The organism is Pseudomonas sp. QD4 (genome assembly GCF_049199125.1).
In the GTDB taxonomy this organism is placed as follows: Bacteria; Pseudomonadota; Gammaproteobacteria; order Pseudomonadales; family Pseudomonadaceae; genus Aquipseudomonas.
The window spans coordinates 2,236,340-2,262,679 of record NZ_JBLZOM010000001.1 but is presented as its reverse complement, the minus strand read 5'-3'; the positions used below and the strand labels follow the sequence as shown (position 1 = coordinate 2,262,679).

General features: G+C 62.0%; 26 protein-coding genes. 8 read left to right on the top strand and 18 right to left on the bottom strand.

Annotation, left to right across the window (positions count from 1 at the left end):
* Window positions 1–50 precede the first annotated feature (50 nt).
* On the bottom strand, window positions 51–365 hold the full coding sequence (locus ACOZJV_RS10245; RefSeq protein ID WP_020300385.1) for a helix-turn-helix domain-containing protein: 315 nt from the start codon (window positions 363–365) through the stop codon (window positions 51–53).
* 601 nt (window positions 366–966) lie between these two features.
* Between ACOZJV_RS10245 and ACOZJV_RS10240 the strand changes: the two genes are divergently transcribed.
* On the top strand, window positions 967–2,667 hold the full coding sequence (locus tag ACOZJV_RS10240) for a putative bifunctional diguanylate cyclase/phosphodiesterase (protein WP_421547527.1): 1,701 nt from the start codon (window positions 967–969) through the stop codon (window positions 2,665–2,667).
* Window positions 2,668–2,670: 3 nt separating this feature from the next.
* On the opposite strand, the gene ACOZJV_RS10235 is transcribed toward ACOZJV_RS10240, so the two are convergent.
* A complete protein-coding gene (locus tag ACOZJV_RS10235) occupies window positions 2,671–3,444 on the bottom strand; it encodes a substrate-binding periplasmic protein (protein WP_078471173.1) in 774 nt (257 codons plus the stop codon).
* Between the two features lie 138 nt (window positions 3,445–3,582).
* Between ACOZJV_RS10235 and dnaX the strand changes: the two genes are divergently transcribed.
* From dnaX to ACOZJV_RS10210, 5 genes are all read left to right on the top strand, one after another.
* On the top strand, window positions 3,583–5,691 hold the full coding sequence (dnaX, locus tag ACOZJV_RS10230) for a DNA polymerase III subunit gamma/tau (RefSeq protein WP_421547526.1): 2,109 nt from the start codon (window positions 3,583–3,585) through the stop codon (window positions 5,689–5,691).
* Window positions 5,692–5,758: 67 nt separating this feature from the next.
* Window positions 5,759–6,097 carry a YbaB/EbfC family nucleoid-associated protein gene (locus ACOZJV_RS10225; protein WP_020300389.1) on the top strand — a complete coding sequence of 113 codons (339 nt, stop codon included), beginning with the start codon at window positions 5,759–5,761 and terminating at the stop codon, window positions 6,095–6,097.
* Between the two features lie 185 nt (window positions 6,098–6,282).
* Window positions 6,283–7,317, top strand: coding sequence for an NADP-dependent oxidoreductase (locus tag ACOZJV_RS10220; RefSeq protein WP_078471176.1), 1,035 nt, complete (start codon window positions 6,283–6,285; stop codon window positions 7,315–7,317).
* 65 nt (window positions 7,318–7,382) lie between these two features.
* Complete coding sequence (gene recR / locus ACOZJV_RS10215; RefSeq protein ID WP_421547525.1) at window positions 7,383–7,985, top strand: recombination mediator RecR; 603 nt, start codon at window positions 7,383–7,385, stop codon at window positions 7,983–7,985.
* Window positions 7,986–8,071: 86 nt separating this feature from the next.
* Entirely contained in the window at window positions 8,072–9,220 is a 1,149-nt protein-coding gene (locus ACOZJV_RS10210; protein ID WP_421547524.1) for an acyl-CoA dehydrogenase family protein, read from the top strand.
* 72 nt (window positions 9,221–9,292) lie between these two features.
* Here the strand turns inward: ACOZJV_RS10210 and ACOZJV_RS10205 are convergent, their stop codons facing one another.
* Both ACOZJV_RS10205 and fnrA read right to left on the bottom strand, forming a co-directional pair.
* On the bottom strand, window positions 9,293–9,841 hold the full coding sequence (locus ACOZJV_RS10205) for an adenine phosphoribosyltransferase (protein ID WP_078471179.1): 549 nt from the start codon (window positions 9,839–9,841) through the stop codon (window positions 9,293–9,295).
* An 81-nt stretch (window positions 9,842–9,922) separates the two neighbouring features.
* Window positions 9,923–10,657 carry a Crp/Fnr family transcriptional regulator FnrA gene (fnrA, locus tag ACOZJV_RS10200; protein WP_201130207.1) on the bottom strand — a complete coding sequence of 245 codons (735 nt, stop codon included), beginning with the start codon at window positions 10,655–10,657 and terminating at the stop codon, window positions 9,923–9,925.
* A gap of 154 nt (window positions 10,658–10,811) precedes the next feature.
* Between fnrA and ACOZJV_RS10195 the strand changes: the two genes are divergently transcribed.
* Window positions 10,812–11,288, top strand: a complete 477-nt coding sequence (locus ACOZJV_RS10195; RefSeq protein ID WP_421547523.1) for a hypothetical protein — start codon at window positions 10,812–10,814, stop codon at window positions 11,286–11,288.
* On the opposite strand, the gene hemN is transcribed toward ACOZJV_RS10195, so the two are convergent.
* From hemN to ccoN (ACOZJV_RS10125), 14 genes are all read right to left on the bottom strand, one after another.
* Window positions 11,285–12,667 (bottom strand): oxygen-independent coproporphyrinogen III oxidase, encoded by a 1,383-nt coding sequence (hemN, locus tag ACOZJV_RS10190; protein ID WP_201130209.1) that lies wholly within the window; start codon window positions 12,665–12,667, stop codon window positions 11,285–11,287. The genes ACOZJV_RS10195 and hemN overlap by 4 nt on opposite strands.
* Window positions 12,668–12,815: 148 nt before the next feature.
* Window positions 12,816–13,499 carry a sulfite exporter TauE/SafE family protein gene (locus tag ACOZJV_RS10185; protein WP_078471183.1) on the bottom strand — a complete coding sequence of 228 codons (684 nt, stop codon included), beginning with the start codon at window positions 13,497–13,499 and terminating at the stop codon, window positions 12,816–12,818.
* Entirely contained in the window at window positions 13,492–13,722 is a 231-nt protein-coding gene (gene ccoS, locus ACOZJV_RS10180; RefSeq protein WP_078471184.1) for a cbb3-type cytochrome oxidase assembly protein CcoS, read from the bottom strand. The genes ACOZJV_RS10185 and ccoS overlap by 8 nt, the downstream gene beginning before the upstream one ends.
* 22 nt (window positions 13,723–13,744) lie before the next feature.
* Complete coding sequence (locus ACOZJV_RS10175) at window positions 13,745–16,195, bottom strand: heavy metal translocating P-type ATPase (RefSeq protein WP_421547522.1); 2,451 nt, start codon at window positions 16,193–16,195, stop codon at window positions 13,745–13,747.
* A gap of 163 nt (window positions 16,196–16,358) precedes the next feature.
* A complete protein-coding gene (locus tag ACOZJV_RS10170; protein WP_421547521.1) occupies window positions 16,359–16,898 on the bottom strand; it encodes a FixH family protein in 540 nt (179 codons plus the stop codon).
* An 11-nt stretch (window positions 16,899–16,909) separates the two neighbouring features.
* On the bottom strand, window positions 16,910–18,325 hold the full coding sequence (gene ccoG, locus ACOZJV_RS10165) for a cytochrome c oxidase accessory protein CcoG (RefSeq protein WP_020300401.1): 1,416 nt from the start codon (window positions 18,323–18,325) through the stop codon (window positions 16,910–16,912).
* Window positions 18,326–18,596: 271 nt separating this feature from the next.
* A complete protein-coding gene (ccoP, locus tag ACOZJV_RS10160) occupies window positions 18,597–19,580 on the bottom strand; it encodes a cytochrome-c oxidase, cbb3-type subunit III (protein ID WP_421547520.1) in 984 nt (327 codons plus the stop codon).
* Window positions 19,577–19,762 (bottom strand): CcoQ/FixQ family Cbb3-type cytochrome c oxidase assembly chaperone, encoded by a 186-nt coding sequence (locus ACOZJV_RS10155; protein ID WP_003175465.1) that lies wholly within the window; start codon window positions 19,760–19,762, stop codon window positions 19,577–19,579. The genes ccoP (ACOZJV_RS10160) and ACOZJV_RS10155 overlap by 4 nt, the downstream gene beginning before the upstream one ends.
* 5 nt (window positions 19,763–19,767) lie before the next feature.
* Window positions 19,768–20,376 (bottom strand): cytochrome-c oxidase, cbb3-type subunit II, encoded by a 609-nt coding sequence (ccoO, locus tag ACOZJV_RS10150; RefSeq protein ID WP_011060240.1) that lies wholly within the window; start codon window positions 20,374–20,376, stop codon window positions 19,768–19,770.
* Window positions 20,376–21,818, bottom strand: a complete 1,443-nt coding sequence (ccoN, locus tag ACOZJV_RS10145) for a cytochrome-c oxidase, cbb3-type subunit I (RefSeq protein ID WP_078471188.1) — start codon at window positions 21,816–21,818, stop codon at window positions 20,376–20,378. The genes ccoO (ACOZJV_RS10150) and ccoN (ACOZJV_RS10145) overlap by 1 nt, the downstream gene beginning before the upstream one ends.
* 487 nt (window positions 21,819–22,305) lie before the next feature.
* Entirely contained in the window at window positions 22,306–23,253 is a 948-nt protein-coding gene (ccoP, locus tag ACOZJV_RS10140) for a cytochrome-c oxidase, cbb3-type subunit III (protein ID WP_020300404.1), read from the bottom strand.
* A complete protein-coding gene (locus ACOZJV_RS10135) occupies window positions 23,250–23,468 on the bottom strand; it encodes a cbb3-type cytochrome oxidase subunit 3 (RefSeq protein WP_020300405.1) in 219 nt (72 codons plus the stop codon). The genes ccoP (ACOZJV_RS10140) and ACOZJV_RS10135 overlap by 4 nt, the downstream gene beginning before the upstream one ends.
* 3 nt (window positions 23,469–23,471) lie before the next feature.
* Window positions 23,472–24,080: a cytochrome-c oxidase, cbb3-type subunit II gene (ccoO, locus tag ACOZJV_RS10130; protein ID WP_020300406.1), complete on the bottom strand. Its 609-nt coding sequence runs from the start codon at window positions 24,078–24,080 to the stop codon at window positions 23,472–23,474.
* Window positions 24,081–24,090: 10 nt separating this feature from the next.
* Window positions 24,091–25,515 carry a cytochrome-c oxidase, cbb3-type subunit I gene (ccoN, locus tag ACOZJV_RS10125; protein WP_078471190.1) on the bottom strand — a complete coding sequence of 475 codons (1,425 nt, stop codon included), beginning with the start codon at window positions 25,513–25,515 and terminating at the stop codon, window positions 24,091–24,093.
* A 99-nt stretch (window positions 25,516–25,614) separates the two neighbouring features.
* Between ccoN (ACOZJV_RS10125) and ACOZJV_RS10120 the strand changes: the two genes are divergently transcribed.
* Window positions 25,615–26,307, top strand: coding sequence for an alpha/beta family hydrolase (locus tag ACOZJV_RS10120; RefSeq protein ID WP_421547519.1), 693 nt, complete (start codon window positions 25,615–25,617; stop codon window positions 26,305–26,307).
* The last annotated feature ends 33 nt before the right edge of the window (window positions 26,308–26,340 follow it).

Sequence of the window (26,340 nt, the reverse complement as noted above, 5' to 3'; positions counted from 1 at the left end):
AGGCAGATTATCGCGGGCGATAGCCTGCCTTGTTCGTGCATGACTGGGCTCTAAGGCTTGGACAAGGCCTGGTCAACCGCTGCTATCAGCTTTCCCAGATCCTTCGGGGGGGCGTTGTGAATGACACCGAACAAATAAGCTCGCTGTTCGTCTTCCTCGCCCATATCGGCAAAAAAGGCTTTCAGCTTCACTCCCAGAACATCGGCAAACAGAAACAGAGCTTCAACGCTGGGGGTGTAGGTGCCGGTTTCGAAGCGGCTGATGGTTTTAGGGTCAAAACCGGTTTTTTCACCTAGTTCAGCCTGAGTAAGCCCCGCTACCTTGCGATAACGTCTTATGGCTGGACCCAAACTTGAAATTTGCATCGCTCAATTCCCATTTAGAATCAAGAACTTAACGATAAATCTTCGCATTAGACAACACCATGATTCATCACCTTGCTTTGCAAAATGTGATGTATTTCGTAGAATCGACGCTTCGGACAGGTATTTGGTGATCTGGTTTCAGAAGGCGGAGTTTGCGAAACAGGAACTCATTGCATTTGCCCTGTCCGCCCGGACCCGAGGATATGGCGCGCGCTGGACGTCTCGTTAACCTGCGCCAACACTCCTTCGCCACCGTGCCCGGTGCCCTGTTTGATCCTAGTTGATCTTCGTCGACCCGAAGCTCGACCGTCGCGCAAACCGCTGTACGGCTGCAACCCCGGCATCAGTGTCGGTGGAGCCTTGCCGCCCCTAAGTACATTGCGAACAGCCCGCAGCCGGCCACCCCGGCATGGGTTTGGAATGCTCTCCATGGAGTTCTAACGTGCGTCTCAAATTGCCGGTTACCTGTGTTGAACGGATCTTTCCGGGGCAGCAGCGGCTCGATGTCCGGTGCCCCGGTGGTCCGGATCCAAAACGAATCTCTTCCGGGCCCCAGGCCCTGGTCGAGCGGTTCAACCGCTAGCGACAGTGAGCCTGACTCATGGATGAGAAATACCGCAGGGCCGTAGACGCAGCCGCCATTTTTTCCGAGACCGATCTGGACGGGCGTATCACTTACGTCAACGACCTGTTCTGTAAAGTCTCGGGTTACAGCCGCGAAGAGTTGGTGGGCGCCGATCACAAGATCCTCAGCTCCGGCCTGCACCCGCCCGAATTCTTCACCTCTCTGTGGCGCACCATTGCCCTGGGCCAGGTATGGAAGGGTGAAATCTGCAACCGGGCCAAAGACGGCACTCTGTACTGGGTCGACAGCACCATGGTGCCGCTGCTCGACGATTCTACCGGGCGCGTGATGCGCTATGTGTCGATCCGCTTCGATGTCAGCGAAAACCGCCAACTCTTGCATTCATTGCAATGGCGGGTGGGGCATGACGTGCTCACGGGCTTGCCCAATCGGGCGTTTCTTTCCGATCTGTTGAACCAGGCACTGGCGTTTTCCCGCCAGGAAGACATCCCCCTGGCGGTGTGCATGCTCGATCTCGACGGCTTCAAGGCGGTCAATGATGGTTATGGGCATGCCTGCGGTGACCTGCTGCTGGTCGAAGTGGCCAGCCGCTTGCGCAGCATTGTGCGTGGCGAGGATGTGGTGGCACGGCTGGCCGGTGACGAGTTCGTGCTGATTCTGCGCTATGTGCGCGACGTTCAGGAGTTGCGGGCGGCCCTGCATCGGGTGTTGAGTGCGATTTCCACGCCCTATTCGATTCAGGGCAAGGAAATCAATGTCTTCGCCAGTATTGGTGTGACCCTGTTTCCGGCGGACAACGACGACGCCGATACCTTGCTGCGCCATGCCGACCAGGCGATGTATGTGGCCAAGCAGGGCGGGCGCAATCGCTTCCATCTGTTCGATGTGTCCCGCGACCGCGAGGTCAAGGCTACGCACCAGACGGTCGAGCTGGTGCGCCATGCCCTGAACGCCGGGGAGTTGTGCCTGTATTTCCAGCCCAAGGTGAATATGCGCACCGGCTCGGTGGTCGGTTTTGAAGCCTTGCTGCGCTGGCAGCACCCGCAACGCGGGCTGGTGGGTCCCAATGAGTTTCTGCCGCTGGTGGAAGAAACCGACCTGATCGTGGATATCGGCGAGTGGGTCATGAATCAGGTCATGACCCAGTTGCAGCAATGGCAAGTGAGCGGTCAGGGTTGGCCGATCAGCGTCAATATTGCCGCGCGGCACTTCCAGCGCGCTGATTTCGTCGAGCGCCTCAAAGCGATGCTGGCGCGTTATCCGCAGGTGGCGCCGCAGTTTCTGGACCTGGAAATTGTCGAATCGGTGGCGATCGAGAATATCGAGCACGTCAGCGATTGCCTGCAGGCCTGTCAGGCCCTGGGCGTGCAGTTTTCCCTGGGGGATTTCGGCACCGGTCATGCCTCCCTGAGTTACCTCAAGCGCCTGTGCACCCAGACCATCAAGATCGACCGGGTATTTGTCGCCGATATCCTGCAAGACCAGAACGATCTGGCCCTGGCCCAGGCGCTGATCGGCCTGGCCCGTGCGTTCGGGCGCAAGGTGGTGGCCGAGGGCCTGGAAACCCGCGAGCACGGGGAAGTGTTGATGGCCCTGGGCTGTGACGTGGCCCAGGGCTACTTCATTGCCCAGCCGATGCCGGCGCAGGAGATTCTGCGTTGGGTGGCGAGTTTCAGCGCCCCTCTGGAATGGCAGGCCCGGGAAGTCGCGTTGTGAGGCTCAGGGCTGATCGGCGACCGGCACGGCCTCCGCTGACTCGCGGATGCCGGTGTAGAGCTGGATGATGTCGTCGATTTCGCCGGACATTTTCATCCGCAGCAGGGTGCGCAATATGGTTTGCACCGGCACCTGCGGGTCATTGCGCACGTAGCAGCCGATGGCCTGTTCCTGCAGGACCGCCACGCTGTGCAATTGTTTGTCGGGCATCAGCCGCTGGTTGAACCAGTTCAGGGTCCATTGATTGCTGACCGCATAGTGGTAGCGGCCGGCGCCGAGTTTCTCCAGCACCTGTTCCTGGTTGCGCGCATCGTCGCGTACCAGTTGGCCGCGTTCGAACAGCGGCTGCAGGGACGGGTAGGTGTAGCTAAGCACCGTGCCGATGTTTTGTGGCGGCAGGTTCGCGGCCGTGATCGCCTGTGGGTCTTGCCCGGTACTGACCAGCAGGTCGCGCTGCACGAACAGCGGAATGCTCCAGATGTAGTCGCCCGACTGATTGGGCAGCCAGGACTGCGCGACATAGCAGCGCACGTCGATTTCACCGCGTTCCATGGCGGCCTGTACCCGCGCCCGCGCCAGGACATGAAATTCGGCGGGGCGACCGACCTGGGTGGCGAGGCTGGCCATCATGTCGTGGAGGATGCCCTGGGTCGGTTTGCCCGCCTCAATCTGCACCAGGGGCATGGCCCAGCTATCGGCGATCGCAAAACGCAGCGCCGGCTCGCTGGCCGAGGTACTGGCACTGATCAGTAGCAGGGCGCCCCAGGTTAAGCGCATACGATCTCCGTCCGTGATTAGGCCGCTTGCAGCCCCGCAAAATGCAGCTTAGCCAGATTAGACGAGCACACCGGATGCAATTTCGCCCTTGCTCCGCTAGCATTACCGGCTTCCGCTTCCCAGTTGCGACGGTTTTCGATGAGTTATCAGGTTCTTGCACGTAAATGGCGTCCGCGCTCGTTCCGCGAAATGGTCGGCCAGACCCATGTGCTCAAGGCTCTGATCAATGCCTTGGACAGCCAGCGGCTGCACCACGCCTATCTGTTTACCGGCACCCGCGGGGTGGGCAAGACCACCATCGCGCGGATCATTGCCAAATGCCTGAACTGTGAAACAGGTATCACTTCCACGCCCTGTGGCACCTGCTCGGTCTGCCGCGAGATCGACGAAGGGCGCTTCGTCGACCTGATCGAGATCGACGCCGCGAGCCGGACCAAGGTCGAAGATACCCGCGAACTGCTGGATAACGTGCAGTACGCGCCGAGCCGCGGGCGCTTCAAGGTCTACCTGATCGACGAAGTGCACATGCTTTCCAGTCACTCGTTCAACGCCCTGTTGAAAACCCTGGAAGAGCCGCCGCCCTACGTCAAATTCATCCTGGCCACCACCGATCCGCAGAAACTTCCTGCAACCATTCTGTCGCGCTGCCTGCAGTTCTCCCTGAAGAACATGACGCCGGAGCGTGTGGTCGAGCATTTGACCCACGTGCTGGGCGTCGAGAACGTGCCGTTCGAAGACGACGCCCTGTGGCTGCTGGGGCGTGCCGCCGATGGCTCGATGCGCGATGCCATGAGCCTGACCGACCAGGCCATCGCCTTTGGTGAAGGCAAGGTCATGGCTGCCGACGTGCGGGCGATGCTCGGTACCCTGGACCACGGTCAGGTATTCGATGTCCTGCATTCACTGATCGAAGGCGATGCCAAGGCATTGCTTGAGGCGGTGCGCCACCTGGCCGAGCAAGGCCCGGACTGGAATGGCGTGCTCTCGGAAATTCTCAACGTGCTGCACCGCGTCGCCATTGCCCAGGCATTGCCCGAGGGTGTCGACAACGGCCATGGCGACCGCGACCGGGTGCTGGCCCTGGCCCAGGCCCTGCCGGCCGAGGATGTGCAGTTCTATTACCAGATGGGTCTGATCGGCCGGCGCGACCTGCCGCTGGCTCCGGACCCGCGAGGCGGCTTCGAGATGGTGCTGCTGCGGATGCTGGCCTTCCGTCCGGCAGACACTGCGGACGCGCCGAGGCAGGCGCTAAAGCCAGTGGGGATCAGCCAAGCCACAGTTGATTCCGCTCAATCCGTGGCGCGCACCGTACCTGCTGCACCCGTAGCGGCAGTGGTGGCGCCGGTCGCTGCTGTCGAGCCTGTCGCCCCCGTTGTCCCACAGGCTGCCCCACCAGCCGTGCCTGAGCCGGTAGTGGCGGCCGTTGTGGCCCCAGCGCTTGAAGTCGTCCCCGAGCCGACGCCCGAACCGCCGGTTGCCGAAGCGGTGGTCGACTTGCCGTGGAATGACCCGGTTGAACCGAGCATCGAGCAACAGCCCGCTGTCGAACCGGTGCTGGAAACCGCCGCCGAGCAGCCAGAGCTGACGCCGATGCCGACCCCCACGCCTGACAGCGTGGTGCCGGACGCGCCGGAGTGGGTCAGCGCGCCGGTGCCGGAGCCGACGGTGGCCGAGGTGGACGCCGCGACACCAGGTATCGACCTGGACGACGAGCCGCCGTTGGACGAGGACTATATTGAGCCGGACATGGATTCGGCCTACAGCTACCTGGACGAACTGGCCAGTGAGCACGCCGCTGAACCGGCCCCCGAGCCGGAACCGGAGCCTGCGGCGATGCCGGCCACCGGCCTGGCATTGGAGTGGCTGGAGCTGTTCCCGAAACTGCCGATTTCCGGCATGACCGGCAGCATTGCCGCCAACTGCACCCTGATGGCGGTGGACGGCGACAACTGGTTGCTGCACCTGGACCCGGCGCACAGCGCGCTGTTCAACGCGACCCAGCAACGCCGGCTCAACGATGCACTGAATCAGCATTTCCAGCGCACCTTGAGTATCAGCATCGAGCTGATCAAGCCCGAGCAGGAAACCCCGGCCCAGGCCGCATCGCGGCGGCGGGTCAATCGCCAGCGCGAGGCCGAGGAGTCGATCCACGGCGATCCGTTCATCCAGCAGATGGTGCAACAGTTCGGCGCGGTGGTTCGGCACGATACTATTGAACCTGTCGAAGCCCTGGTCACTCAGGGCTAATAACTGAAGGGCGCCGGGTCCTGTTGGCCGGGCGCGATGTTTATCCAAGTACTTTGAGGTGATTCCCATGATGAAAGGTGGCATGGCCGGCCTGATGAAGCAGGCGCAGCAGATGCAGGAAAAAATGGCCAAGATGCAGGAAGAGCTGGCCAACGCCGAAGTCACCGGCAAGGCGGGTGGCGATATGGTCACCGTGGTCATGACCGGTCGTCACGACGTCAAGCGTGTCAGCATCGACCCAACCCTGCTTGAAGGTGTCAGCGAGGATGACCGCGAAGTACTGGAAGACCTGTTCGCTGCGGCGGTCAACGACGCTGTGCGCAAGATCGAAGCCAACAGCCAGGACAAAATGTCCGGCATGACTGCAGGCATGCAATTGCCTCCAGGCATGAAGCTGCCGTTCTGATTCGCGCGAGCGCATCGGATGTAGTACAAAAAAGCCAGGCTTCGAGCCTGGCTTTTTTTTGCTTCAGCGCACCTGCCCGGCGCCGGCGATGCCTGGCATGAACAGGTAGAAACTTCGAACGCCCCCGGCATGTCGCGGTCTGCAACCTGTATGACCCATTCAATCCTTGATAAGGAGCGCCTCTGATGTCGCAAGCATTGACCCTCAACCAGCGCGTGGTTCTGGTTTCCCGGCCGAACGGAGCGCCTGTGCCGGAAAACTTTCGCCTGGAGCGCGTGGCGTTGCCGGACCTGGCGGACGGCCAGGTACTGCTGAAGACCTTGTACCTGTCGCTGGACCCCTACATGCGTGGACGCATGAGCGATGCACCGTCCTATGCTGCGCCCGTCGAGATCAATGAAGTCATGACCGGCGGCGCTGTCAGCCAGGTCGAGCGCTCGCGCAACCCGAAATTCCAGGAAGGTGACCTGGTGGTGGGCGCCACCGGTTGGCAGAGCCACAGCATTTCCGACGGGCGCAATCTGGTGCCGGTGCCGGTGGGGCTGCCCAGCCCGTCCATGGCCTTGGGGGTGCTGGGCATGCCGGGCATGACCGCCTACATGGGGTTGATGGACATCGGCCAGCCTAAGGCCGGGGAAACCCTGGTGGTGGCTGCGGCCTCCGGCGCCGTGGGTTCGGTGGTAGGGCAGGTAGCCAAGCTCAAGGGGCTGCGAGTGGTCGGGGTGGCCGGCGGTGCCGAGAAATGCCGGTATGTGGTTGAGGAATTGGGGTTTGATGCCTGTATCGATCACCACAGCCCGGATTTTGCCGACGAACTGGCCCAGGCCTGCTTCAAGGGGGTGGACATCTATTTCGAGAACGTCGGCGGCAAGGTGTTCGATGCGGTGTTGCCGCTGCTCAACCCGAAGGCACGGATCCCCCTGTGCGGGCTGATTGCCCAGTACAACGCCCAGGAGGCGCCACCCGGACCGGATCGCCTGCCGCTGCTGCAACGTGCATTGCTGACCAAACGCGTGCGCATCCAGGGTTTTATCGTGTTTGATGACTACGCTGATCGCCAGCCGGAGTTTGTCAGCGCCATGGCGCCCTGGGTGCGCGAAGGCAAGGTCAAGTTCAAGGAGGACGTGGTCGATGGCCTGGAACAGGCACCTGAAGCCTTTATCGGCCTGCTCGAAGGGCGCAACTTCGGCAAGCTGGTGGTGCGCGTCGCGCAACCTTGAGCATTTGACGCTAATCGGAGGCGCGGGTATAAACCGCGTCTCGTTGTTTTGTCGGACCTTTGCCCATGAGCTTCAGCCCCCTTATTCGCCAACTGATCGACGCCCTGCGCACCTTGCCCGGTGTCGGTCAGAAAACCGCCCAGCGCATGGCCCTGCAATTGCTCGAACGCGACCGCAGCGGCGGCTCGCGGCTGGCCCTGGCCCTGAGCCAGGCCATGGAGGGCGTGGGTCATTGCCGGCTGTGCCGGACCCTCACCGAAGACGATCTGTGCCCGCAATGCTCGGATAATCGCCGCGACGACACCTTGCTGTGTGTAGTCGAGGGGCCGATGGATGTGTACGCGGTGGAGCAAACCGGTTATCGCGGTCGCTATTTTGTGCTCAAGGGGCATTTGTCGCCGCTGGACGGCCTTGGCCCTGAAGCCATCGGTATTCCACAACTGGCGGCGCGCATCGAGGAGCAGGGCAGTTTCACCGAGGTGATTCTGGCGACCAACCCTACGGTCGAGGGCGAGGCTACGGCGCACTACATCGCTCAACTGCTGAGCAACAAGGGCCTGGTGACCTCGCGTATTGCCCATGGCGTGCCGCTGGGTGGCGAGCTGGAGCTGGTGGACGGCGGGACCCTGGCCCATTCGTTCGCCGGGCGCAAACCTATCGCCTTGTAAGGACTCGTGGTGCGTCGAGCGTGGCGTCGCCTTGAAAACCAAGCAAGCGCTTGGTAAGTTCCTCCGACCTTCAGAGGAGCTTGCCGATGTCTGTCTGCCAGGAATACTTCGACCCCAGCCACCAATTGATCCGCGATAGCGTGCGACGTTTTGTCGAGCGCGAGATCCTTCCCGATATCGACCAGTGGGAAGAGGCCGAGACCTTCCCCCGCGAGTTGTACCTCAAGGCCGGCGCTGCCGGGATCCTCGGCATCGGCTATCCGGAGGCACTGGGTGGCAGCCATGAAGGTGACGTGTTCGCCAAGATTGCCGCCAGCGAAGAGCTGATGCGCAGCGGCTCCGGCGGCCTGGTGGCGGCCTTGGGATCACTGGATATCGGCTTGCCGCCGATCGTCAAATGGGCCCGGGCGGAGGTTCGCGATCGGGTGGTGCCCCAGGTACTGTCCGGGGAGAAAATCAGCGCCCTGGCGGTGACTGAGCCCGGCGGTGGCTCGGATGTGGCCAATCTGCAAACGCGGGCCGTGCGCGAGGGCGATTATTACCGGGTCAGCGGCAGCAAGACCTTTATCACCAGCGGTGTGCGCGCGGACTTCTACACCGTGGCGGTGCGCACCGGGGCGCCGGGCTTTGGTGGTATCAGCCTGCTATTGATCGAAAAGGGTACCCCGGGCTTCAGCGTCGGCCGTCAGTTGAAGAAAATGGGCTGGTGGGCCTCCGATACCGCCGAGCTGTTCTTCGATGATTGCCGGGTGCCTGTGGAGCATCTGATCGGCGCTGAAAACATGGGGTTTGCCTGCATCATGGGCAACTTTCAGAGCGAGCGGCTCGCCTTGGCGCTGATGGCCAACATGACCGCGCAACTGGCTCTGGAAGAGAGCCTGAAGTGGGCGCGTGAGCGAGAGGCGTTCGGCAAACCCATCGGCAAGTTTCAGGTGCTCAAGCATCGCCTGGCGGAGATGGCCACGGCGCTGGAAGTCTCACGGGAGTTCACGTATCGGCAGGCCGCGAAAATGGCCGCCGGCAAGAGTGTGATCAAGGAGATTTCCATGGCCAAGAATGTGGCCACCGACACCGCCGACCGCATCACTTATGACGCGGTGCAGATCCTCGGCGGGCTGGGCTACATGCGTGAAAGCCTGGTGGAGCGGCTGTACCGCGACAATCGCATCCTTTCCATCGGCGGTGGCACCCGGGAAGTGATGAACGAAATCATCAGCAAGCAGATGGGGTTGTAGCGCGATTTGCCGGCAAGGCCGCTGCCGCATTGCATGGGGCGGTAGCGGCTGGCGTGCCAGCGAGAAGGATAATCAGCGCTCAGTCAGGGAAAACCGGGTCAGGCAAAAGGTCGGGATGCCCATGTCTTCCAGTTTTTGCGAGCCACCCAGTTCCGGCAGGTCGATGATGGCGGCGGCTTCGAAGATCTTCGCTCCCATGCGCCGTACCAGGTTGGCCGCGGCGATCAGGGTGCCGCCGGTCGCGATCAGGTCATCGAACATCAGCACCGAGTCGCCTTCGCACAGGCTGTCGGCGTGCACTTCGAGGAAGGCCTCGCCGTACTCGGTCTGATATCCCTCGGCCAGCACATCAGCAGGCAGCTTGCCCTGTTTGCGGAACAGGATCAGCGGTTTGTTCAGTTGGTAGGCGATGATCGAGCCGATCAGAAACCCACGGGCATCCATGGCGCCAATGTGGCTGAAGTCTTCTTCGACATAACGCTGGGCAAAGCTGTCGGCTACCAGGCGCAGGGCCTTGGGCGACTGGAACAGAGGGGTGATGTCGCGAAAGATGACGCCCGGTTTCGGAAAGTCGATGACGGGGCGGATCAGGGATTTGATGTCGAAGCTGTCGAAGACCATCGTGAGGGTGTCCTGGCGGGCAAATGGGCCGCGCCAGTATACCCGCGCCTGCGCCGCTTGGCTCGGCGCGGGCGGGTAGGGTCAGACTTCCAGTGCGCCGCCAGCGAGGGCGCAGAGCTGGATCGGATCGAGGATGTGCACTTCCTTGCCTTCGGCCGCGATCAGTTCGTTCTGCTGGAAGCGCGTGAACACCCGGGACACGGTTTCCACCGCCAGGCCCAGGTAATTACCGATTTCGTTGCGCGACATGCTCAGACGAAACTGATTGGCCGAGAACCCGCGAGCCCGGAAACGTGCGGAGAGGTTGACCAGAAAGGTCGCAATGCGTTCGTCGGCGGTTTTTTTCGACAGCAGCAGCATCATTTGCTGGTCGTCACGAATTTCCCGGCTCATGACGCGCATCAGCTGGCGGCGCAACTGTGGCAGTTGCAAGGCCAGTTCATCGAGGCGTTCGAAAGGAATTTCGCAGACTGATGTGGTTTCCAGCGCCTGGGCGGAAACCGGATGGCTTTCGGTGTCCATCCCGGACAGGCCTACCAGCTCGCTGGGCAGGTGGAAGCCGGTGATCTGTTCTTCGCCGCTGTCGCTCAGGCTGAAGGTCTTGAGCGCGCCGGAGCGTACCGCATAGACGGAGTCGAATTTATCGCCCTGGCGAAACAGGAATTCGCCTTTCTTCAGTGGCCGACCACGTTTGACAATTTCGTCCAGCGCATCCATGTCTTCCAGATTCAGAGAAAGTGGCAGGCAGAGGGGGGCCAGGCTGCAATCCTTGCAATGGGCCTGGTTGTGAGCGCGCAGTTTAACTGGCTCGGACATTACTAAAATCCTTGTGGGGAAACACACATAAGCCGTAAGGGTACCTCACAGTACAAGGTTCAAGCCAGTCCGCGCCGCAGTGACGTTCAGTCGTAAAGCATTCCTTTCAGGGGTCGATAACCTGTCATCGCCAATCGTGCAGGGAACCTAAATCATGTCTTCCATTGGCAGCATTTCCAGTGGCAACAACAACTTGCAGCCACTGATCGAGCCTTCGCCGATAGCGGGCGATGACCCCTCTCAGGCGGCCAATGGGGCCATTGCACCCAGTGCCGAGGGCGTCAAAGTGTCGCTGTCCGGTGCCGGGCAAAGTAAATCCTCCGCTGCCAAGGGCTCCGACAACGATATTGAAGAAAGCGGCCTGCCCGAGAATATCCAGCAACTGTTGAAGATGATTCGCAAGTTGCAGCAGCAGATCGCCGAAAAATTGGCCGAAATGCAGGCGGTCATGGCCGACAAACATCTCACGCCGGAACAGGTCAAAGCCCGACTCGGCAGCTTGCAAGCCGCCTTGGCGGGGCTCAATGCCGGTTTGCTGACCGCCAACAACGCCTTGGCCAAAGCCATGAAAACGTCCGGCCTGTCTCCTGAGCAAGTGCTCAAGGCCGCCTCCTTGTTGATGAAGTCCTAGATCACCCGGGAAAACCGCTGACGATTCTGTTGTTCCAGGTAGGCGTCGAACACCATGCACACCGAGCGCACCAGCAGGCGCCCGGCGGGCAGTACGGTGATGCCGGTGCTGTCCAGCTCAATCAGGCCGTCATTGGCCATGGCCCGCAGTTGTGGCCACAGGTCTTTGAAATAGCCGTGAAAGTCGATATTGAACGCCTGTTCGATGGCTTCGAATTGCAGGCTGAAATTGCAGATCAGTTGCTGAATCACCTCGCGCCGCAGCCGATCGTCCGGGTTGCACACCAGCCCGCGGCTGGTCGCCAGTTGGGCGCCGGCCAGGGCGTTCTGGTAGTGATTGAGGTCGCTGCTGTTCTGGCAGTACAGGTCGCCGATCTGGCTGATGGCCGAGACGCCGAGACCAATCAGGTCGCAATGGCCGTGGGTGGTGTAGCCCTGGAAGTTGCGCTGCAGGGTCGAGTCTTCTTGGGCAATGGCCAACTCGTCGTCGGGCAGGGCGAAATGGTCCATGCCGATATAGCGATAGCCCGCCGCTGTCAGTTGCTCGATGGTGCGCTGGAGCATCTGCAATTTGTCGGCCGGGGCCGGTAGTTCATTGCCGTTGATCCGCCGCTGAGGCATGAAGCGCTCGGGCAGGTGAGCGTAGTTGAACACCGAGAGCCGATCCGGCTGCAGGTTGATCACCTCGTCCACGGTGCGGGCGAAGTTGTCCGGGGTTTGCTTGGGCAGGCCGTAGATCAGGTCGATGTTGATCGAGCGAAACTGCAGGGTGCGCGCGGCTTCGATGACAGCGCGGGTTTCTTCCAGGCTTTGCAGGCGGTTGACCGCACGTTGCACGGCCGGGTCGAGGTCCTGCAGGCCGATGCTGACCCGGTTGAAGCCCAGCTCGCGCAGCAGGCCCATGGTCGACCAGTCGGCTTCACGGGGATCGATCTCGATGCCGTAGTCGCCGGAGTCGTCGTCCAGCAGGTTGAAGTGCTTGCGCAGCTGGGCCATCAGTTGCCGCAGTTCGTCATGGCTGAGAAAGGTCGGGGTGCCGCCGCCGAAGTGCAGCTGCTCAACTTTCTGGTTGGGGTCCAGGTGGCAGGCGATCAGCTGGATTTCCTGCTCCAGGCGCTGCAGGTAGGGCTGGGCGCGGCCGCGGTCCTTGGTGATGACTTTATTGCAGGCGCAGTAATAGCAAATGTTGGCGCAGAACGGCACATGCACATACAGCGACAGCGGGCGCAGGGCCTTGCGACTGTCGCGAAGGGCGTGCAGCAGGTCGAACGTACCGACCTGGCTATTGAATTGCACGGCAGTCGGATATGAGGTGTAGCGAGGCCCCGCCAGGTCGTAACGGCGGATCAGATCAGTGTCCCAACGAATGGCGTCGAGCATGCGGGAATTCCCCCGGATAGGCTGGCAGTGTTCGCGAGTCTAGGGGGTCGATGCGGCGCCCATCTTGATTTGCATCAAGGGTGGTCGGTGGCTCGCGGGTCGATGCGACCAGCGTAAAGCGTGATGCTAGACGCCTGTCGGGCGTTGCTCAGTGCCCCATCAGCCAGTGCTGGTGCGGGCCGGGCAGGGTCCAGATACCAAACAGGATCACCAGCAGGCCACCCGTCATGCGGATGCTGCGCTTGCGCAACAGGGCCGTGACCCGCTCGGCGGCCAGCCCGGTGGCCAGCAGCACCGGCCAGGTGCCCAGGCCGAAAGCCAGCATCAACAGTGCGCTGTCCACGGCATTCCCCTGGCTCGCCGACCACAGCAGAGTGCTGTAGACCAGCCCGCACGGCAGCCAGCCCCAGAGCGCGCCCAGGAGCAGGGCGCGGGGCAGGCTCGACACGGGCAGCAAGCGATTGGCGAATGGCTGTATATGGCGCCACAGGCCGCGTCCGAGGCTTTCGATGCGGGTCAGGCCGCTCCACCAGCCGGCCAGGTACAGGCCCATGACAATCAGCAGCAGCCCGGCGAGTACCCGCATAAACAGCGCCGCCGGGCTGTTGGCCACCGCCCATCCGGCGAGACCGAGCAACAGGCCGGCCGTGGCGTAACTGAGAATCCGCCCCAGGTTGTAGGCCAGCAACAGGCGAAAGCGTCGGCTGCGCTGCTCTTTGGGGATTGCCAGGGTCAGGGCGCCCATCAGGCCGCCACACATGCCCAGGCAATGCCCGCCGCCAAGCAGGCCGAGGATGACGGCGGAAACCAGCAGCGGCGCCAGTTCAAGCATGGGGCGGTGCCTGGTCTTTGCCGGGCGCCGGCTCAGCCTCGGGCTGGCCTTTGGCTTCGTCGACGGCGGCCTGGTGCTTCGGGTCCTGGTCGTCGAACAGAATGCTGTGGGCCGGGCCGTCGAGGTCGTCGTACTGACCGCTGTCGACCGCCCAGAAGAAGATGTAGATGGCGATGCCCACGATCAGCAGGGCCGCCGGGATCATCACATAAAGAGCTGGCATCTGGACTCCATGCTCGCGCGGCTCAAGCCGGCAACGGGCGGGTTTCAGGCGTGGCGCTGGCTGCCTGCACGGCTGGCATGCGGGTCAGGCGCAGGGCGTTGAGCACCACGGTCAGGGAACTGATGGACATGCCGACCGCAGCCCAGACGGGAGTGATCCAGCCAAGGGCGGCGAACGGCAGCATGAGGCCATTGTACAGCCCGGCCCACAGCAGGTTTTCGATGATCACCCGCCGGGTACGCCGGGCCAGGCTGAAGGCCTGTACCAGGGCCTCCAGGCGATTGGACAACAGCACCGCGTCGGCACTGGTTTTCGCCAGGTCCGTGGCCGAGCCCATGGCCACGCTGATATCGGCCGCGGCCAATACCGGCACATCATTGACCCCGTCGCCGAGCATCAGCACCTTGCGCCCTTGTTGATGCAACTGTTGCAGGACTTGCAACTTGTCATCCGGGCGCAAGCCGCCGTGGGCTTCATCGATCCCCAGTTCGGCGGCGACGCTGGCAACCATCGGCGAGCTGTCGCCGGACAGCAGCAAGGTGCGCCAGCCGCGCGCCTTGCAGGCGGCGAGCAGGGCGGGGGCGTCGGCGCGCAGCCGATCATCCAGGACGAACCAGGCCAGCGGGCCCTGGCGGTTGCCCAGCAGCAGCCATTGTCCGGCCTCATCAGGCAGGGCTGGCAGTGCCGCGCCGCTCAGTGCGCAGACAAAGTCCGGCTGGCCGATGCGCAAGTGCTGTTCGCCGACTCGGCCTTCAAGGCCCAGGCCCGGGGTGCTGAGCACTTCTTCGGCTGCCACCGGGGCGCGTCCGAATGCGCGGGCGATCGGGTGCTCCGAACGATTTTCCAGCGCGGCGGCAAGGCCCAGGCACTGCTCGCTGTCGAGGTGGCTCAGCGGCCGGATCGCGCGCAGGGCCAAGCGCCCTTCGGTGAGGGTGCCGGTCTTGTCGAAAATGACCGTATCGATCTGGTTCAGGCCCTCCAGCACATGGCCGCGAGTCAGCAGCAGGCCCAGTTTGTGCAGGGTGCCGGTGGCCGCGGTGAGTGCGGTCGGGGTGGCCAGGGACAGCGCGCACGGGCAGGTGGCGACCAGCATCGCCAGAACGATCCAGAACGCCCGGGAGGCATCCAGTTGCCACCACAGCAGGCCGATGGCGGCTGCGGCGATCAATGACAGCAGGAGGAACCACTGGGCGGCGCGGTCGGCGATTTCCGCCAGGCGCGGCTTCTCCGCCTGGGCCCGGTCCAGCAGGCGCACGATGGCCGAGAGGCGGGTGTCCTGGCCCAGGGCCAGAACCTCGACGGTCAGCGCGCCCTCGACGTTGAGGGTGCCGGCGGTGACCGCATCCCCAGTGGTGCGCGGTTGCGGCAGGTATTCTCCGGTCAGCAGCGATTCATCGACGCTCGATTGGCCGTCGAGGATCTTGCCATCAGCCGGCAGGATGGCGCCGGGGTGCACCAGCACCCGGTCGCCCAGGGCCAGTTCGCTGAGCAGGATGCGCTCGCTCTGGCCGTCCGCGCCCAGGCGCAGGCACGAGGCGGGCAGCAGGTTCACCAGTTGTGCGGTGGCGGCAGCGGTACGTTCCCGGGCCCGGCGCTCGAGGTAACGCCCAGCCAGCAGGAACAGGGCGAACATGCCCACCGCATCGAAGTACAACTCGCCGACCCCGCTGATGGCGGTCCAGATCCCGGCAATGTAGGCGCCGCCAATGGCCAGGGACACCGAGACGTCCATGGTCAGGTGGCGGGTGCGCAGGTCGCGCATGGCGCCCTTGAAGAACGGTGCGCAGCTGTAGAACACGATCGGGGTGGTCAGGAACAGTGCGACCCAGCGCAGGATGGTGTGCAGTTCGGGGCTGAGGTCGATGTTGAATTCCGGCCAGGTGGCCATGGTGGCCATCATCGCCTGGAACCACAGCAAGCCGGCCACCCCCAATTGGCGCAGGGCCAGGCGATTTTCGCTGGCCAACTGCTCGGAGGCGCGATCGGCCTGGTAGGGGTGGGCCGCGTAGCCGATATGCCGCAGTTCACTGAGCAGTTGGCTCAGTGGCAGTTGGCTGTCGACCCAGCTTACGTGCAGGCGATGGTTGGATAGGTTCAGGCGCGCCTCAGCCACGGCGGGCAGGCTGCGCAGGTGTTTCTCGATCAGCCAGCCACAGGCGGCGCAACTGATGCCCTCCATCAGTAGCGTGGTTTCTGCCAGGTCGCCCTGGTGCCGGACAAAGGGTTTTTGCACATCGGCGCGGTCGTAGAGCGCCAGTTCATCCACCAGTTGCACCGGCAGCGCCTCAGGGTTGGCCGAGGCTTCGCTGCGATGCTGGTAGTAGCTTTCCAGGCCGCCGGCGACGATCGCCTCGGCAACCGCCTGGCAGCCGGGGCAGCAAAATTCGCGGGCCTGGCCCAGGACGACAGCGGTGAAGCGGCTGCCGGACGGAACCGGCAATGCGCAGTGGTAGCAGGGGAGGGGCGTGGTCATGTGCGTAGCCATTAAAACCGTTGTGGCCAGGAAGCGGGCGCGTGCCCGCCAGTCAGGTCGATGCACTGTCGCGCAAGCGCAGGACCTGAACGATCGGCGTCGCAAACCATGGTGCCGCGTTGCGGCCTTGCGGGAGCACGCTCCCTAGCCACAGGGGAGCGCATTACTTCTTCAGGTCTTCGGCGCCTTGCAGAGGCTCGTCGCCCAGCAGCAGGTCCTTGTCATGGCTGACTTGTTCCTCTTCGAACATGCGCCAGGTCTTGTCGCCCTCCACGCCCAGCAGTTCGACAAAACGACGGCCCTCGACCTTGTCGGTCAGTTGCCCGATATAGCGGCCTTGCTCGGTTTCGCTGCGGGCCAGGGTGATCTTGCGGTCTTTTTCCGGCTGGGTCGGCGAGATCAGGTTCAGCTCCAGGGTGGAGGGCTGGCTGTTGCCGCTCAGGCGCAGCTCGACTTCGCCGGTCAGCTCGTCGAGGTGCACGTTGGCGCGCATTTTCAGGGTCTGGGCCAGCAGTTCGCGGTCCAGCGAGCGATTGATACCCTTGCCGGCCTCGTAGTAATTGTCGTTGACCAGGTTGTCCGGGTTGTTCACTGCAATGGTCACCATGGACAGGGTCAAGGTCACCGAACAGGCCAGGATGCCGATGATGATCCAGGGCCAGAGGTGCTTGTACCAAGGGCTTGCGGCGGTTGCTGCGGGCATGATGACTTCTCTCAACGAATTTGTGGGCCGATGAACCGGCTCTTGGCTTCAACGTGGACGCTTTCATCGTCGGCGTCCTTGAGGATGAACTTCACCTCGTTGGTGCTCGACGGCAGTTGTTCCGGGGCGCTCGACAGCTCGACCGGCATGCTGACGATATCGCCGGCCGCCACCTTGATCTCGCGTTTGCCTTGCAGTTTCAGGTCCGGCAGGCCGGCAGCGTCGAGGACGTAGGTGTGGTCGCGCTGGTCCTTGTTCATGATCTTCAGGCTGTAAACGTTTTCGATCCGGCCCTCGGCGTTTTCACGGTAGAGCACGCGGTCTTTGCTGACGTCGAAACCCACCAGCGAACGCATGAAGAACGCGGTGACCAGCAGGCTGATCATGGCCAGCAGCACCAGCGCATAACCGATCAGGCGCGGGCGCAGTTTATGGGTTTTCTGCCCGGAAAGGTTGTGCTCCGTGGTGTAGCTGATCAGCCCCCGCGGGTACTCCATCTTGTCCATGATGCTGTCGCAGGCGTCGATGCAGGCGGCGCAACCGATGCACTCGATCTGCAGGCCGTCGCGGATGTCGATGCCGGTCGGGCAGACCTGTACGCACATGGTGCAGTCGATGCAATCGCCCAGGCCCATGGCCTTGTAGTCGGCGCCTTTCTTGCGCGGGCCACGGGCTTCACCCCGGCGCGGGTCGTAGGAGACGATCAGGGTGTCCTTGTCGAACATCACGCTCTGGAAGCGCGCATACGGGCACATGTAGATGCACACCTGTTCGCGCAGCCAGCCGGCGTTGCCGTAGGTGGCCAGGGTGAAGAAGCCGACCCAGAAGTACGACCAGCCATCTGCCTCGCCGGTGAAAAAGTCGATCACCAATTCGCGAATCGGTGAGAAGTAACCGACGAAGGTCATGCCGGTGACGAAACCGATCAGCAGCCACAGGCTGTGTTTACTGAATTTGCGCACGAACTTGTTGGCGCTCATGGGCGCCTTGTCGAGTTTGATGCGCTGGTTGCGGTCGCCTTCGGTGACCTTTTCGCACCACATGAAGATCCAGGTCCAGACGCTTTGCGGGCAGGTGTAGCCGCACCAGACACGCCCGGCATAGACGGTGATGAAGAACAGGCCGAAGGCGGCGATGATCAGCAGCCCGGACAGCAGAATGAAGTCCTGGGGCCAGAAGGTGGCGCCGAAGATGAAGAATTTGCGCTCCGGCAGGTTCCACCAGACGGCCTGGTGGCCACCCCAGTTGAGCCAGACGGTGCCGAAATACAGCAGGAACAATCCGGCACCCCCGAGCATCCGCAGGTTGCGGAACAGTCCGGTGAAGGCGCGTGTGTAGATTTTTTCTCGGGAGGCGTAAAGGTCGACGCTGTTGTTCGCGTTCTTGGCAGGCGGGGTAACGTTTTGTACCGGAATCTGATTGCTCATCATTGCATCCCACGGCAGTGGAAAAATGCCTCGGTCAGTACGTGCCGACCGCGGTCAAGAAAGGTAGTGCAGTGGCGCAATGATACGCCTGTCGCTCTGGCCCAAGGGTGCGACCTTTGGTCGCGTTGGGGGAAATCAATTGATGGTGTAATGACTTGAATCAATTGACTTGTGAATTATGGACAGCTTTGCCGGGGCGGCGAGGGCATAAAAACAAAAAGGCCCCGCTCATTTACATGGGCAGGGCCTTTTTTTGTTTCAGGCGTTTGCCTTACTGGGCGTCTGTCTCAGGCGCCTTGTCGCTGTGCGACAGGCTGTAGACGTAAGCGGCCAGCAGGTGAACCTTGTCGTTGCCTTGCAGTTGTTCCTGGGCAGGCATCTGGCCCTGGCGGCCGTAACGGATGGTCTGCTGCAGTTGGGCAAAGCTCGAGCCGTAGATGAAGGCGGCCGGGTGGGTCAGGTTAGGTGCGCCCATTGCTGGAGTGCCCTTGCCTTCCGGACCGTGGCAGACCGCGCAGTTGGCGGCGAACAGCTTCTGCCCCGCAGCCACGTCGGCCTTGGCGCCTTCCGGCAGCTTGCGCCCATCGAGGTTGGTCAGGACGTAAGCCGCCACATCGCTGACGCCTTGCTCGCCAATGACTTCGGCCCAGGCCGGCATCACTGCGTGGCGACCGCCCATGATGGTGGTCTTGATGGTTTCCGGCTCGCCGCCCCAGCGCCAGTCGGCATCGGTCAGGTTCGGGAAGCCGTAGGCGCCCTTGGCATCGGAACCGTGGCACACCGAGCAGTTGGAGGCGAACAGGCGACCACCCATCTTCAGCGCTTGCGGGTCCTTGGCCACTTCTTCAATGGGCATCGAAGCGAATTTGGCGAAGATCGGCCCAAACTTGGCATCCGACTTGGCCATTTCCTTTTCCCATTCGTGCACGCCGGTCCAGCCGGACTGGCCGTTGGCGAACTCGGTTTTCTTGTCGTTATCCAGGTAGGCATAACCCGGCAGCAGGCCTTTCCAGTTACCCAGACCCGGGTACAGCACCAGGTAACCCAGGGCGAAGATGATGGTGCCGACAAACAGCATGAACCACCATTTCGGCAGCGGGTTGTCGTACTCCTCGATCCCGTCGAAGGAGTGGCCAACCGTCTCGTCGGTCTGCTCGGCGCGCTGGCCCTTGCGGGTCGACAGCAGCAGCCAGGTCAGGGCGAAGATGGTACCCAGACTGAGGACTGTGACGTACAGACTCCAGAACGTAGTCATTCTTTGTTACTCCTAGAAGCTTGCTCGACGTGCTTGATGGCTTCGGGATCATCCGCGAAGGGCAGCAAGGTCGCGTCTTCAAACTCGGACTTGCGCTTGGGGCTGAACACCCATAGCGCCAAGCCGATGAAAGCCACCATCACGACAACGGTGCCCAGGCCTCGAATCATCCCGATATCCATCTAGATCACCGTTTGCTTTTGATGATGGTGCCCAGGCCTTGCAGATAGGCCACCAGCGCGTCCATTTCGGTTTTGCCCTTCACAGCATCCTTGGCACCGGCGATGTCTTCGTCGGTGTAAGGGACGCCGAGCGTGCGCAAGACTTCCATTTTTTTGGCGGTGTCCTTGCCGTCGAGCTTGTTTTCCACGAGGAACGGATAAGCCGGCATTTTCGACTCGGGCACTACGTTGCGCGGGTTGTACAAGTGCGCACGCTGCCAGTCATCGGAGTAACGACCGCCGACTCGGGCCAGGTCCGGGCCGGTACGCTTGGAACCCCACAGAAACGGGTGGTCCCAGACGCTTTCACCGGCGACCGAGTAGTGGCCGTAACGTTCGGTTTCAGCGCGGAACGGACGGATCATCTGCGAGTGGCAGCCGACACAGCCGTTGGCGATATAAACGTCGCGGCCTTCCAGTTCCAGGGCGGTGCGCGGCTTCATGCCTTCGACCGGCTTGTTGGTCACGTCCTGGAAGAACAGCGGGACGATCTGGGTCAGGCCGCCGATGCTGACGGCGATGACCATGAAGAAGGCCAGCAGGCCGATATTCTTCTCGACTACTTCGTGCTTCATCAGTGAGCTCCAACTACAGCGATCTGAGCAGCGGCTTCAGCTTCAGCCGGGTTCGAGGCGCGAACGGTGCGGTACACGTTGTAGGCCATGAACAGCATGCCGCTGGCAAAGAACGCACCACCCAGGGCACGAACGATGAAACCAGGGTGGCTGGCTTGCAGGGCTTCGACGAAGGAGTAGGTGAGGGTGCCGTCATCGTTGATTGCACGCCACATCAGGCCCTGGGTGATGCCGTTGACCCACATCGAGGCGATGTAGAGCACGGTCCCGATGGTCGCGAGCCAGAAGTGGGTGTTGATCAGGCCGATGCTGTGCATCTGCGGGCGACCGAAGACTTTCGGGATCATGTGGTAGAGCGCGCCGATCGAGATCATTGCCACCCAGCCCAGAGCACCGGCGTGTACGTGGCCGATGGTCCAGTCGGTGTAGTGCGACAGCGAGTTGACGGTCTTGATCGCCATCATCGGACCTTCGAAGGTCGACATGCCGTAGAACGCCAGGGACACCACCAAAAAGCGCAGGATCGGGTCGGTGCGCAGCTTATGCCAGGCGCCCGACAGGGTCATCATGCCGTTGATCATGCCGCCCCAGCTTGGCGCCAGCAGGATGATCGACATCGCCATGCCCAGGGACTGTGCCCAGTCCGGCAGTGCGGTGTAGTGCAGGTGGTGCGGACCGGCCCAGATGTACAGGGTGATCAGGGCCCAGAAGTGCACGATCGACAGGCGATAGGAGTAGATCGGGCGCTCGGCCTGCTTCGGCACGAAGTAGTACATCATCCCCAGGAAGCCGGTGGTCAGGAAGAAACCTACCGCGTTGTGGCCGTACCACCACTGGATCATGGCGTCGGTCGCACCGGCGTAAGCCGAGTAGGACTTGAAGAAGCTGACCGGCAGCGAGGCGTGGTTGACGATGTGCAGCATCGCCGTCACGACGATGAAGGCACCGTAAAACCAGTTGCCGACGTAGATGTGCTTGGTCTTGCGCTTGGTGATGGTGCCAAAGAACACCAGACCGTAGACGACCCAGACAATGGCCAGCAGGATGGCCAGGGGCCATTCCAGTTCCGCGTATTCCTTGGTGGTGGTGTAACCCAGCGGCAAGGTAACGATCGCGCCGACGATCACGGCTTGCCATCCCCAGAAGGTGAAGGCGGCCAGCGTGTCGGAAATCAGTCGCGTTTGGCAGGTTCGCTGCACGACGTAATAGGAAGTGGCAAACAGTGCACATCCACCGAAGGCGAAGATCACCAGGTTGGTGTGCAGTGGGCGTAGGCGTCCGAACGTCGTCCAGGGAAGACCGAAGTTCAATTCAGGCCACACAAGTTGTGAGGCAATGAAGACACCAAGCCCCATGCCAAGGATCCCCCAGACCACCGTCATGATGGCGAACTGGCGGACTACCTTATAGTTATAAGCAGTCGGACTGATTGCTGTGCTCATTCTAAGGTTCCACGGTTTGGGTGTTTTATTAGGAGTAAAAAGCGGTCGCAAGTATGGAGAAACCGGGGTGCCATTGCAACGCAACCTGATCTGCGTCAATGCTTGCCAAACCAGATTCTGCGCCCTTTCCATGTTCCGCGTAGGGACAAAATCAGGTGGCAAAAATTGTCGCCTCGGACAAAAAATCCATGGCGGTCAGGTGAGATGTAACTGACTGTGTATGAACACGTTATTCAGGTGACGGACGGCGAGTGACGCGACAGCCGGTATAAACCAGCCTTTGCGCCTGACATCACGCAGAAATGTCTGAGTCGTCGGTTGTCGTCAGCTGCTGAATGGCGGTTCCAGGCCCACTGTCGAAACAAGCGTAGACCCGAATGGGAAGAGGGGAAAGCGAGGTCGGCGAAGGGTGCGACACTTGGTCGCGCAGTAGCGGGGAGCTGCCGCATCTTGATCCGATGCGGCAGTCAGGTCGAGCAGCCGGGGCTTATTCGGCTTTGCTTTCTGGCGTTGCGCCATCAGCAGGGTGGGACAGGCTGTATACGTAAGCGGCCAGCAAATGCACTTTATCGTTGCCTTGCAGGGCTTCCTGGGCCGGCATCTGGCCCTGGCGACCATGGCGAATGGTCTGTTGCAGTTGGGTCAGGCTGGTGCCGTAGATGAACGCGGCCGGTTGCGTCAGGTTCGGCGCCCCCATGGCTTCGACGCCGTGGCCTTCAGGACCATGGCACGCTACGCAGGTGGTGCTGAACGCTTGCTGTCCTGCAGCGAGGTTGGCGCTGCTGTCGGCGGGCAAGGGCAGCTTGGCCAGTTCGTGACGGACATAGGCTGCGACGTTTTTGACCCCGTCTTCACCCAGCACTTCACCCCAGGCCGGCATTGCCGCATGGCGACCATTCATGATGGTGGCCTTGATGGTGTCTGCCGAACCACCCCAGCGCCAGCTGTTGTCAGCCAGGTTGGGGAAGCCGAACGCGCCCTTGGCATCCGAGCCGTGGCACACCGCGCAGTTGGAGGCGAACAGACGGCCGCCCATTTTCAGCGCTTGTGGGTCCTTGGCCACTTCTTCCACGGGCATGGCTGCGAATTTGGCGAAGATCGGCCCGAACTTGGCGTCGGCCTTGGCCATTTCCTTGTCCCATTCCTTGGTTTGGGTCCAGCCGTCCTGATAGCCCGGCAGCACGCCTTTCCAGTTACCCAGGCCTGGGTAAAGGATCAGGTAGCCCACGGAAAATACCAGGGTGCCGGCGAACAGCAGGAACCACCATTGCGGCAACGGGTTGTCGTACTCCTCGATGCCGTCGAAGCTGTGGCCCATGGTCTGGTCGACGCTGCCCTTGGTTTCGCCCTTGCGCGTGCCGATCAGCAGCCAGGTCAGACCGATCAGGCTGCCAATGGTCAGTACGCAGATCCACGTACTCCAGAAGGTGGTCATGGCCGAATGCTCCTTGTTGCAGGCTCTTCAGGTTGAGCGTCAGGTTGGGTAACGGCGTCCGGCAGCGGCTCGTCGGCAAACGGCAGCAGGCTCGCCTGGGCGAACTCCGGGTTGCGCTTGGAGTTGAATACCCAGAGCGAGAGGCCGATGAAGGCAATTGCCACCACCAGCGTGCCGAGGCCGCGGATCATTCCAGTATCGAATTCAAGACCCATGGCTCACCTCTTGCTCTTGATGGCAGTGCCGAGCACTTGCAGGTAGGAGACCAGCGCGTCCATTTCGGTCTTGCCCTTGAGGCTGGCCACGGCGCCGCTGATGTCTTCGTCGGTGTACGGTACGCCGAAGCCGCGCATGACCTTGAGCTTGGTTTCGGTGTGGCTGCTGTCCACCGGTGCGGTGACCAGCCATGGGTAGGCCGGCATCTTCGACTCAGGCACCACGTTGCGCGGGTTGTACAAGTGCGCGCGGTGCCAGTCATCGGAGTAGCGTGCGCCGACCCGGGCCAGGTCCGGACCGGTACGCTTGGAACCCCACAGGAACGGGTGGTCCCAGACGCTTTCACCGGCGACCGAGTAGTGGCCGTAGCGCTCGGTCTCGGCGCGGAACGGCCGGATCATCTGCGAGTGGCACTGGACGCAGCCTTCGCGGATGTAGATGTCGCGGCCTTCCAGTTGCAGCGCCGTGTAGGGCTTCATGCCTTCCACTGGCTTGTTGGTGACGTCCTGGAAGAACAGCGGGACGATCTGGGTCAGGCCGCCGATGCTGACGGCGAACACCATCAGCAACATCAGCAGGCCGACGTTCTTTTCAATCGTTTCGTGTTTCATGGCTAACTCCTCAGGCCATCTGCGCAGCGGCGGCAACTTCAGCGGGTTGTGCATCCCGCACGGTGCGCCAGGTGTTGTAAGCCATCAGGAACATGCCGCTGAGGAAGATTGCACCGCCCACCAGTCGCACGATGAAGCCTGGGTGGCTGGCCACCAGGGTTTCGACGAAGGAGTAAGTCAGCGTGCCGTCTTCGTTGACTGCGCGCCACATCAGGCCCTGGGCGATACCGTTGACCCACATCGAGGCGATGTAGAGCACGGTGCCGATGGTGGCGAGCCAGAAGTGCGCGTTGATCAGGCCCAGGCTGTACATCTGCTGGCGACCAAAGACTTTCGGGATCATGTGGTAGAGCGCGCCGATCGAGATCATTGCAACCCAGCCCAGGGCACCTGCGTGCACGTGGCCGATGGTCCAGTCGGTGTAGTGGGAGAGGGCGTTCACAGTCTTGATCGCCATCATCGGACCTTCGAAGGTCGACATGCCGTAGAACGCCAGGGACACCACCAAAAAGCGCAGGATCGGGTCGCTGCGCAACTTATGCCAGGCGCCCGAGAGCGTCATCATGCCGTTGATCATGCCGCCCCAGCTTGGTGCCAGCAGGATCAGCGACATCACCATGCCCAGGGACTGCGCCCAGTCTGGCAGCGCGGTGTAGTGCAGGTGGTGCGGACCGGCCCAGATGTAGAGGGTGATCAGGGCCCAGAAGTGCACGATCGACAGGCGATAGGAGTACACCGGACGCTCGGCCTGTTTCGGCACGAAGTAGTACATCATCCCGAGGAAGCCGGCCGTCAGGAAGAAACCTACGGCGTTGTGGCCGTACCACCACTGGACCATGGCATCCGTCGCGCCGGAGTACAGCGAGTAGGACTTGGTCAGGCTGACCGGCACTTCCAGGTTGTTGACGATATGCAGGATCGCCACGGTGATGATGAACGCACCGAAGAACCAGTTACCGACATAGATGTGCTTGGTGTTGCGCTTGACCAGAGTGCCGAAGAACACGATGGCGTAGGCGACCCAGACGATGGTGATCAGGATATCGATCGGCCATTCCAGCTCGGCGTATTCCTTGGAGCTGGTGTAGCCCAGCGGCAGGCTGATGGCCGCCAGGACGATCACCAGTTGCCAGCCCCAGAAGCAGAACGCGGCGATTTTCGGCGCGAACAGTTGGGTCTGACAGGTGCGTTGCACCGAGTAGAAGGAGCTGGCGAACAGTGCGCAGCCACCGAAGGCGAAGATCACCGCGTTAGTGTGCAACGGGCGCAGACGACCGAAGCTGGTCCACGGCAGGTTGAAGTTAAGTTCGGGCCAGACCAACTGGGCAGCGAGAAAAACCCCGAGCCCCATGCCGACGATGCCCCACACCACCGTCATAATGGCGAATTGGCGGACCACCTTGTAGTTGTAGGCGGTACTGATAGAAGTGTTCATGGTTCCCCATCCACGGTTCAGCTGAAGTGAAAGCGACTGCGCACGGCAAGGCGCGCTCACTTCTTCTGGAGTTATAGGCAGACTAAAAGCGAGGCAAGCATGGGCAAAGAGCACAAGGCCAGTATTGACGGGGATCAATGGGCGCAGTGCGTCAAGGAACTCGGCGGGTTGTGGGATGCCGCGCCGGCGCCGGGCAGTGGCGAGCCGCTGACACTGATCCTGGCTCACGGAGCCGGTGCGCCGATGGACAGCGGGTTCATGAACGATATGGCTGCACGCCTTGCTAGCCATGGGGTCGGCGTCTTGCGTTTCGAGTTTCCCTACATGGCCCAGCGGCGCCTGGACGGTGGCCGGCGCCCCCCCAATCCGGCCCCGAAACTGCTGGAATGCTGGCGCGAGGTGTATGCCCGGGTGCGACCCCATGTCGCTGGGCGCCTGGCCATTGGCGGCAAGTCCATGGGTGGGCGCATGGCCAGCTTGCTGGCCGATGAATTGAGCGCCGATGCCCTGGTGTGCCTGGGTTACCCGTTCTATGCCGCGGGCAAGCCGGAGAAGCCTCGCGTAGCCCATCTGGCCGAGATTGCCACGCCGACCCTGATCATCCAGGGCGAACGTGATGCCCTGGGCAATCGGGCGACGGTAGAGACCTATGCATTGGCGCCGAGCATCCAGCTGCACTGGTTGGCGGCCGGTGATCACGATTTGAAGCCGCTCAAGGCCTCTGGCTTCACCCATGAGCAACATCTGGAGGCTGCCGCGAGTCAGGTCGCGTCTTTCCTGCGCGCGCTTTAAGGATGGTCGTGGGCGCCTTGCAGTGGCCTGGAC

What these genes read in the sequence shown, in the direction of transcription:
- ACOZJV_RS10245 (WP_020300385.1), bottom strand. Translation starts at nt 365, where the DNA reads ATGCAAATTTCAAGTTTGGGTCCAGCCATAAGACGTTATCGCAAGGTA.
- ACOZJV_RS10240 (WP_421547527.1), top strand. Translation starts at nt 967, where the DNA reads ATGGATGAGAAATACCGCAGGGCCGTAGACGCAGCCGCCATTTTTTCC.
- ACOZJV_RS10235 (WP_078471173.1), bottom strand. Translation starts at nt 3,444, where the DNA reads ATGCGCTTAACCTGGGGCGCCCTGCTACTGATCAGTGCCAGTACCTCG.
- dnaX (WP_421547526.1), top strand. Translation starts at nt 3,583, where the DNA reads ATGAGTTATCAGGTTCTTGCACGTAAATGGCGTCCGCGCTCGTTCCGC.
- ACOZJV_RS10225 (WP_020300389.1), top strand. Translation starts at nt 5,759, where the DNA reads ATGATGAAAGGTGGCATGGCCGGCCTGATGAAGCAGGCGCAGCAGATG.
- ACOZJV_RS10220 (WP_078471176.1), top strand. Translation starts at nt 6,283, where the DNA reads ATGTCGCAAGCATTGACCCTCAACCAGCGCGTGGTTCTGGTTTCCCGG.
- recR (WP_421547525.1), top strand. Translation starts at nt 7,383, where the DNA reads ATGAGCTTCAGCCCCCTTATTCGCCAACTGATCGACGCCCTGCGCACC.
- ACOZJV_RS10210 (WP_421547524.1), top strand. Translation starts at nt 8,072, where the DNA reads ATGTCTGTCTGCCAGGAATACTTCGACCCCAGCCACCAATTGATCCGC.
- ACOZJV_RS10205 (WP_078471179.1), bottom strand. Translation starts at nt 9,841, where the DNA reads ATGGTCTTCGACAGCTTCGACATCAAATCCCTGATCCGCCCCGTCATC.
- fnrA (WP_201130207.1), bottom strand. Translation starts at nt 10,657, where the DNA reads ATGTCCGAGCCAGTTAAACTGCGCGCTCACAACCAGGCCCATTGCAAG.
- ACOZJV_RS10195 (WP_421547523.1), top strand. Translation starts at nt 10,812, where the DNA reads ATGTCTTCCATTGGCAGCATTTCCAGTGGCAACAACAACTTGCAGCCA.
- hemN (WP_201130209.1), bottom strand. Translation starts at nt 12,667, where the DNA reads ATGCTCGACGCCATTCGTTGGGACACTGATCTGATCCGCCGTTACGAC.
- ACOZJV_RS10185 (WP_078471183.1), bottom strand. Translation starts at nt 13,499, where the DNA reads ATGCTTGAACTGGCGCCGCTGCTGGTTTCCGCCGTCATCCTCGGCCTG.
- ccoS (WP_078471184.1), bottom strand. Translation starts at nt 13,722, where the DNA reads ATGCCAGCTCTTTATGTGATGATCCCGGCGGCCCTGCTGATCGTGGGC.
- ACOZJV_RS10175 (WP_421547522.1), bottom strand. Translation starts at nt 16,195, where the DNA reads ATGACCACGCCCCTCCCCTGCTACCACTGCGCATTGCCGGTTCCGTCC.
- ACOZJV_RS10170 (WP_421547521.1), bottom strand. Translation starts at nt 16,898, where the DNA reads ATGCCCGCAGCAACCGCCGCAAGCCCTTGGTACAAGCACCTCTGGCCC.
- ccoG (WP_020300401.1), bottom strand. Translation starts at nt 18,325, where the DNA reads ATGAGCAATCAGATTCCGGTACAAAACGTTACCCCGCCTGCCAAGAAC.
- ccoP (WP_421547520.1), bottom strand. Translation starts at nt 19,580, where the DNA reads ATGACTACGTTCTGGAGTCTGTACGTCACAGTCCTCAGTCTGGGTACC.
- ACOZJV_RS10155 (WP_003175465.1), bottom strand. Translation starts at nt 19,762, where the DNA reads ATGGATATCGGGATGATTCGAGGCCTGGGCACCGTTGTCGTGATGGTG.
- ccoO (WP_011060240.1), bottom strand. Translation starts at nt 20,376, where the DNA reads ATGAAGCACGAAGTAGTCGAGAAGAATATCGGCCTGCTGGCCTTCTTC.
- ccoN (WP_078471188.1), bottom strand. Translation starts at nt 21,818, where the DNA reads ATGAGCACAGCAATCAGTCCGACTGCTTATAACTATAAGGTAGTCCGC.
- ccoP (WP_020300404.1), bottom strand. Translation starts at nt 23,253, where the DNA reads ATGACCACCTTCTGGAGTACGTGGATCTGCGTACTGACCATTGGCAGC.
- ACOZJV_RS10135 (WP_020300405.1), bottom strand. Translation starts at nt 23,468, where the DNA reads ATGGGTCTTGAATTCGATACTGGAATGATCCGCGGCCTCGGCACGCTG.
- ccoO (WP_020300406.1), bottom strand. Translation starts at nt 24,080, where the DNA reads ATGAAACACGAAACGATTGAAAAGAACGTCGGCCTGCTGATGTTGCTG.
- ccoN (WP_078471190.1), bottom strand. Translation starts at nt 25,515, where the DNA reads ATGAACACTTCTATCAGTACCGCCTACAACTACAAGGTGGTCCGCCAA.
- ACOZJV_RS10120 (WP_421547519.1), top strand. Translation starts at nt 25,615, where the DNA reads ATGGGCAAAGAGCACAAGGCCAGTATTGACGGGGATCAATGGGCGCAG.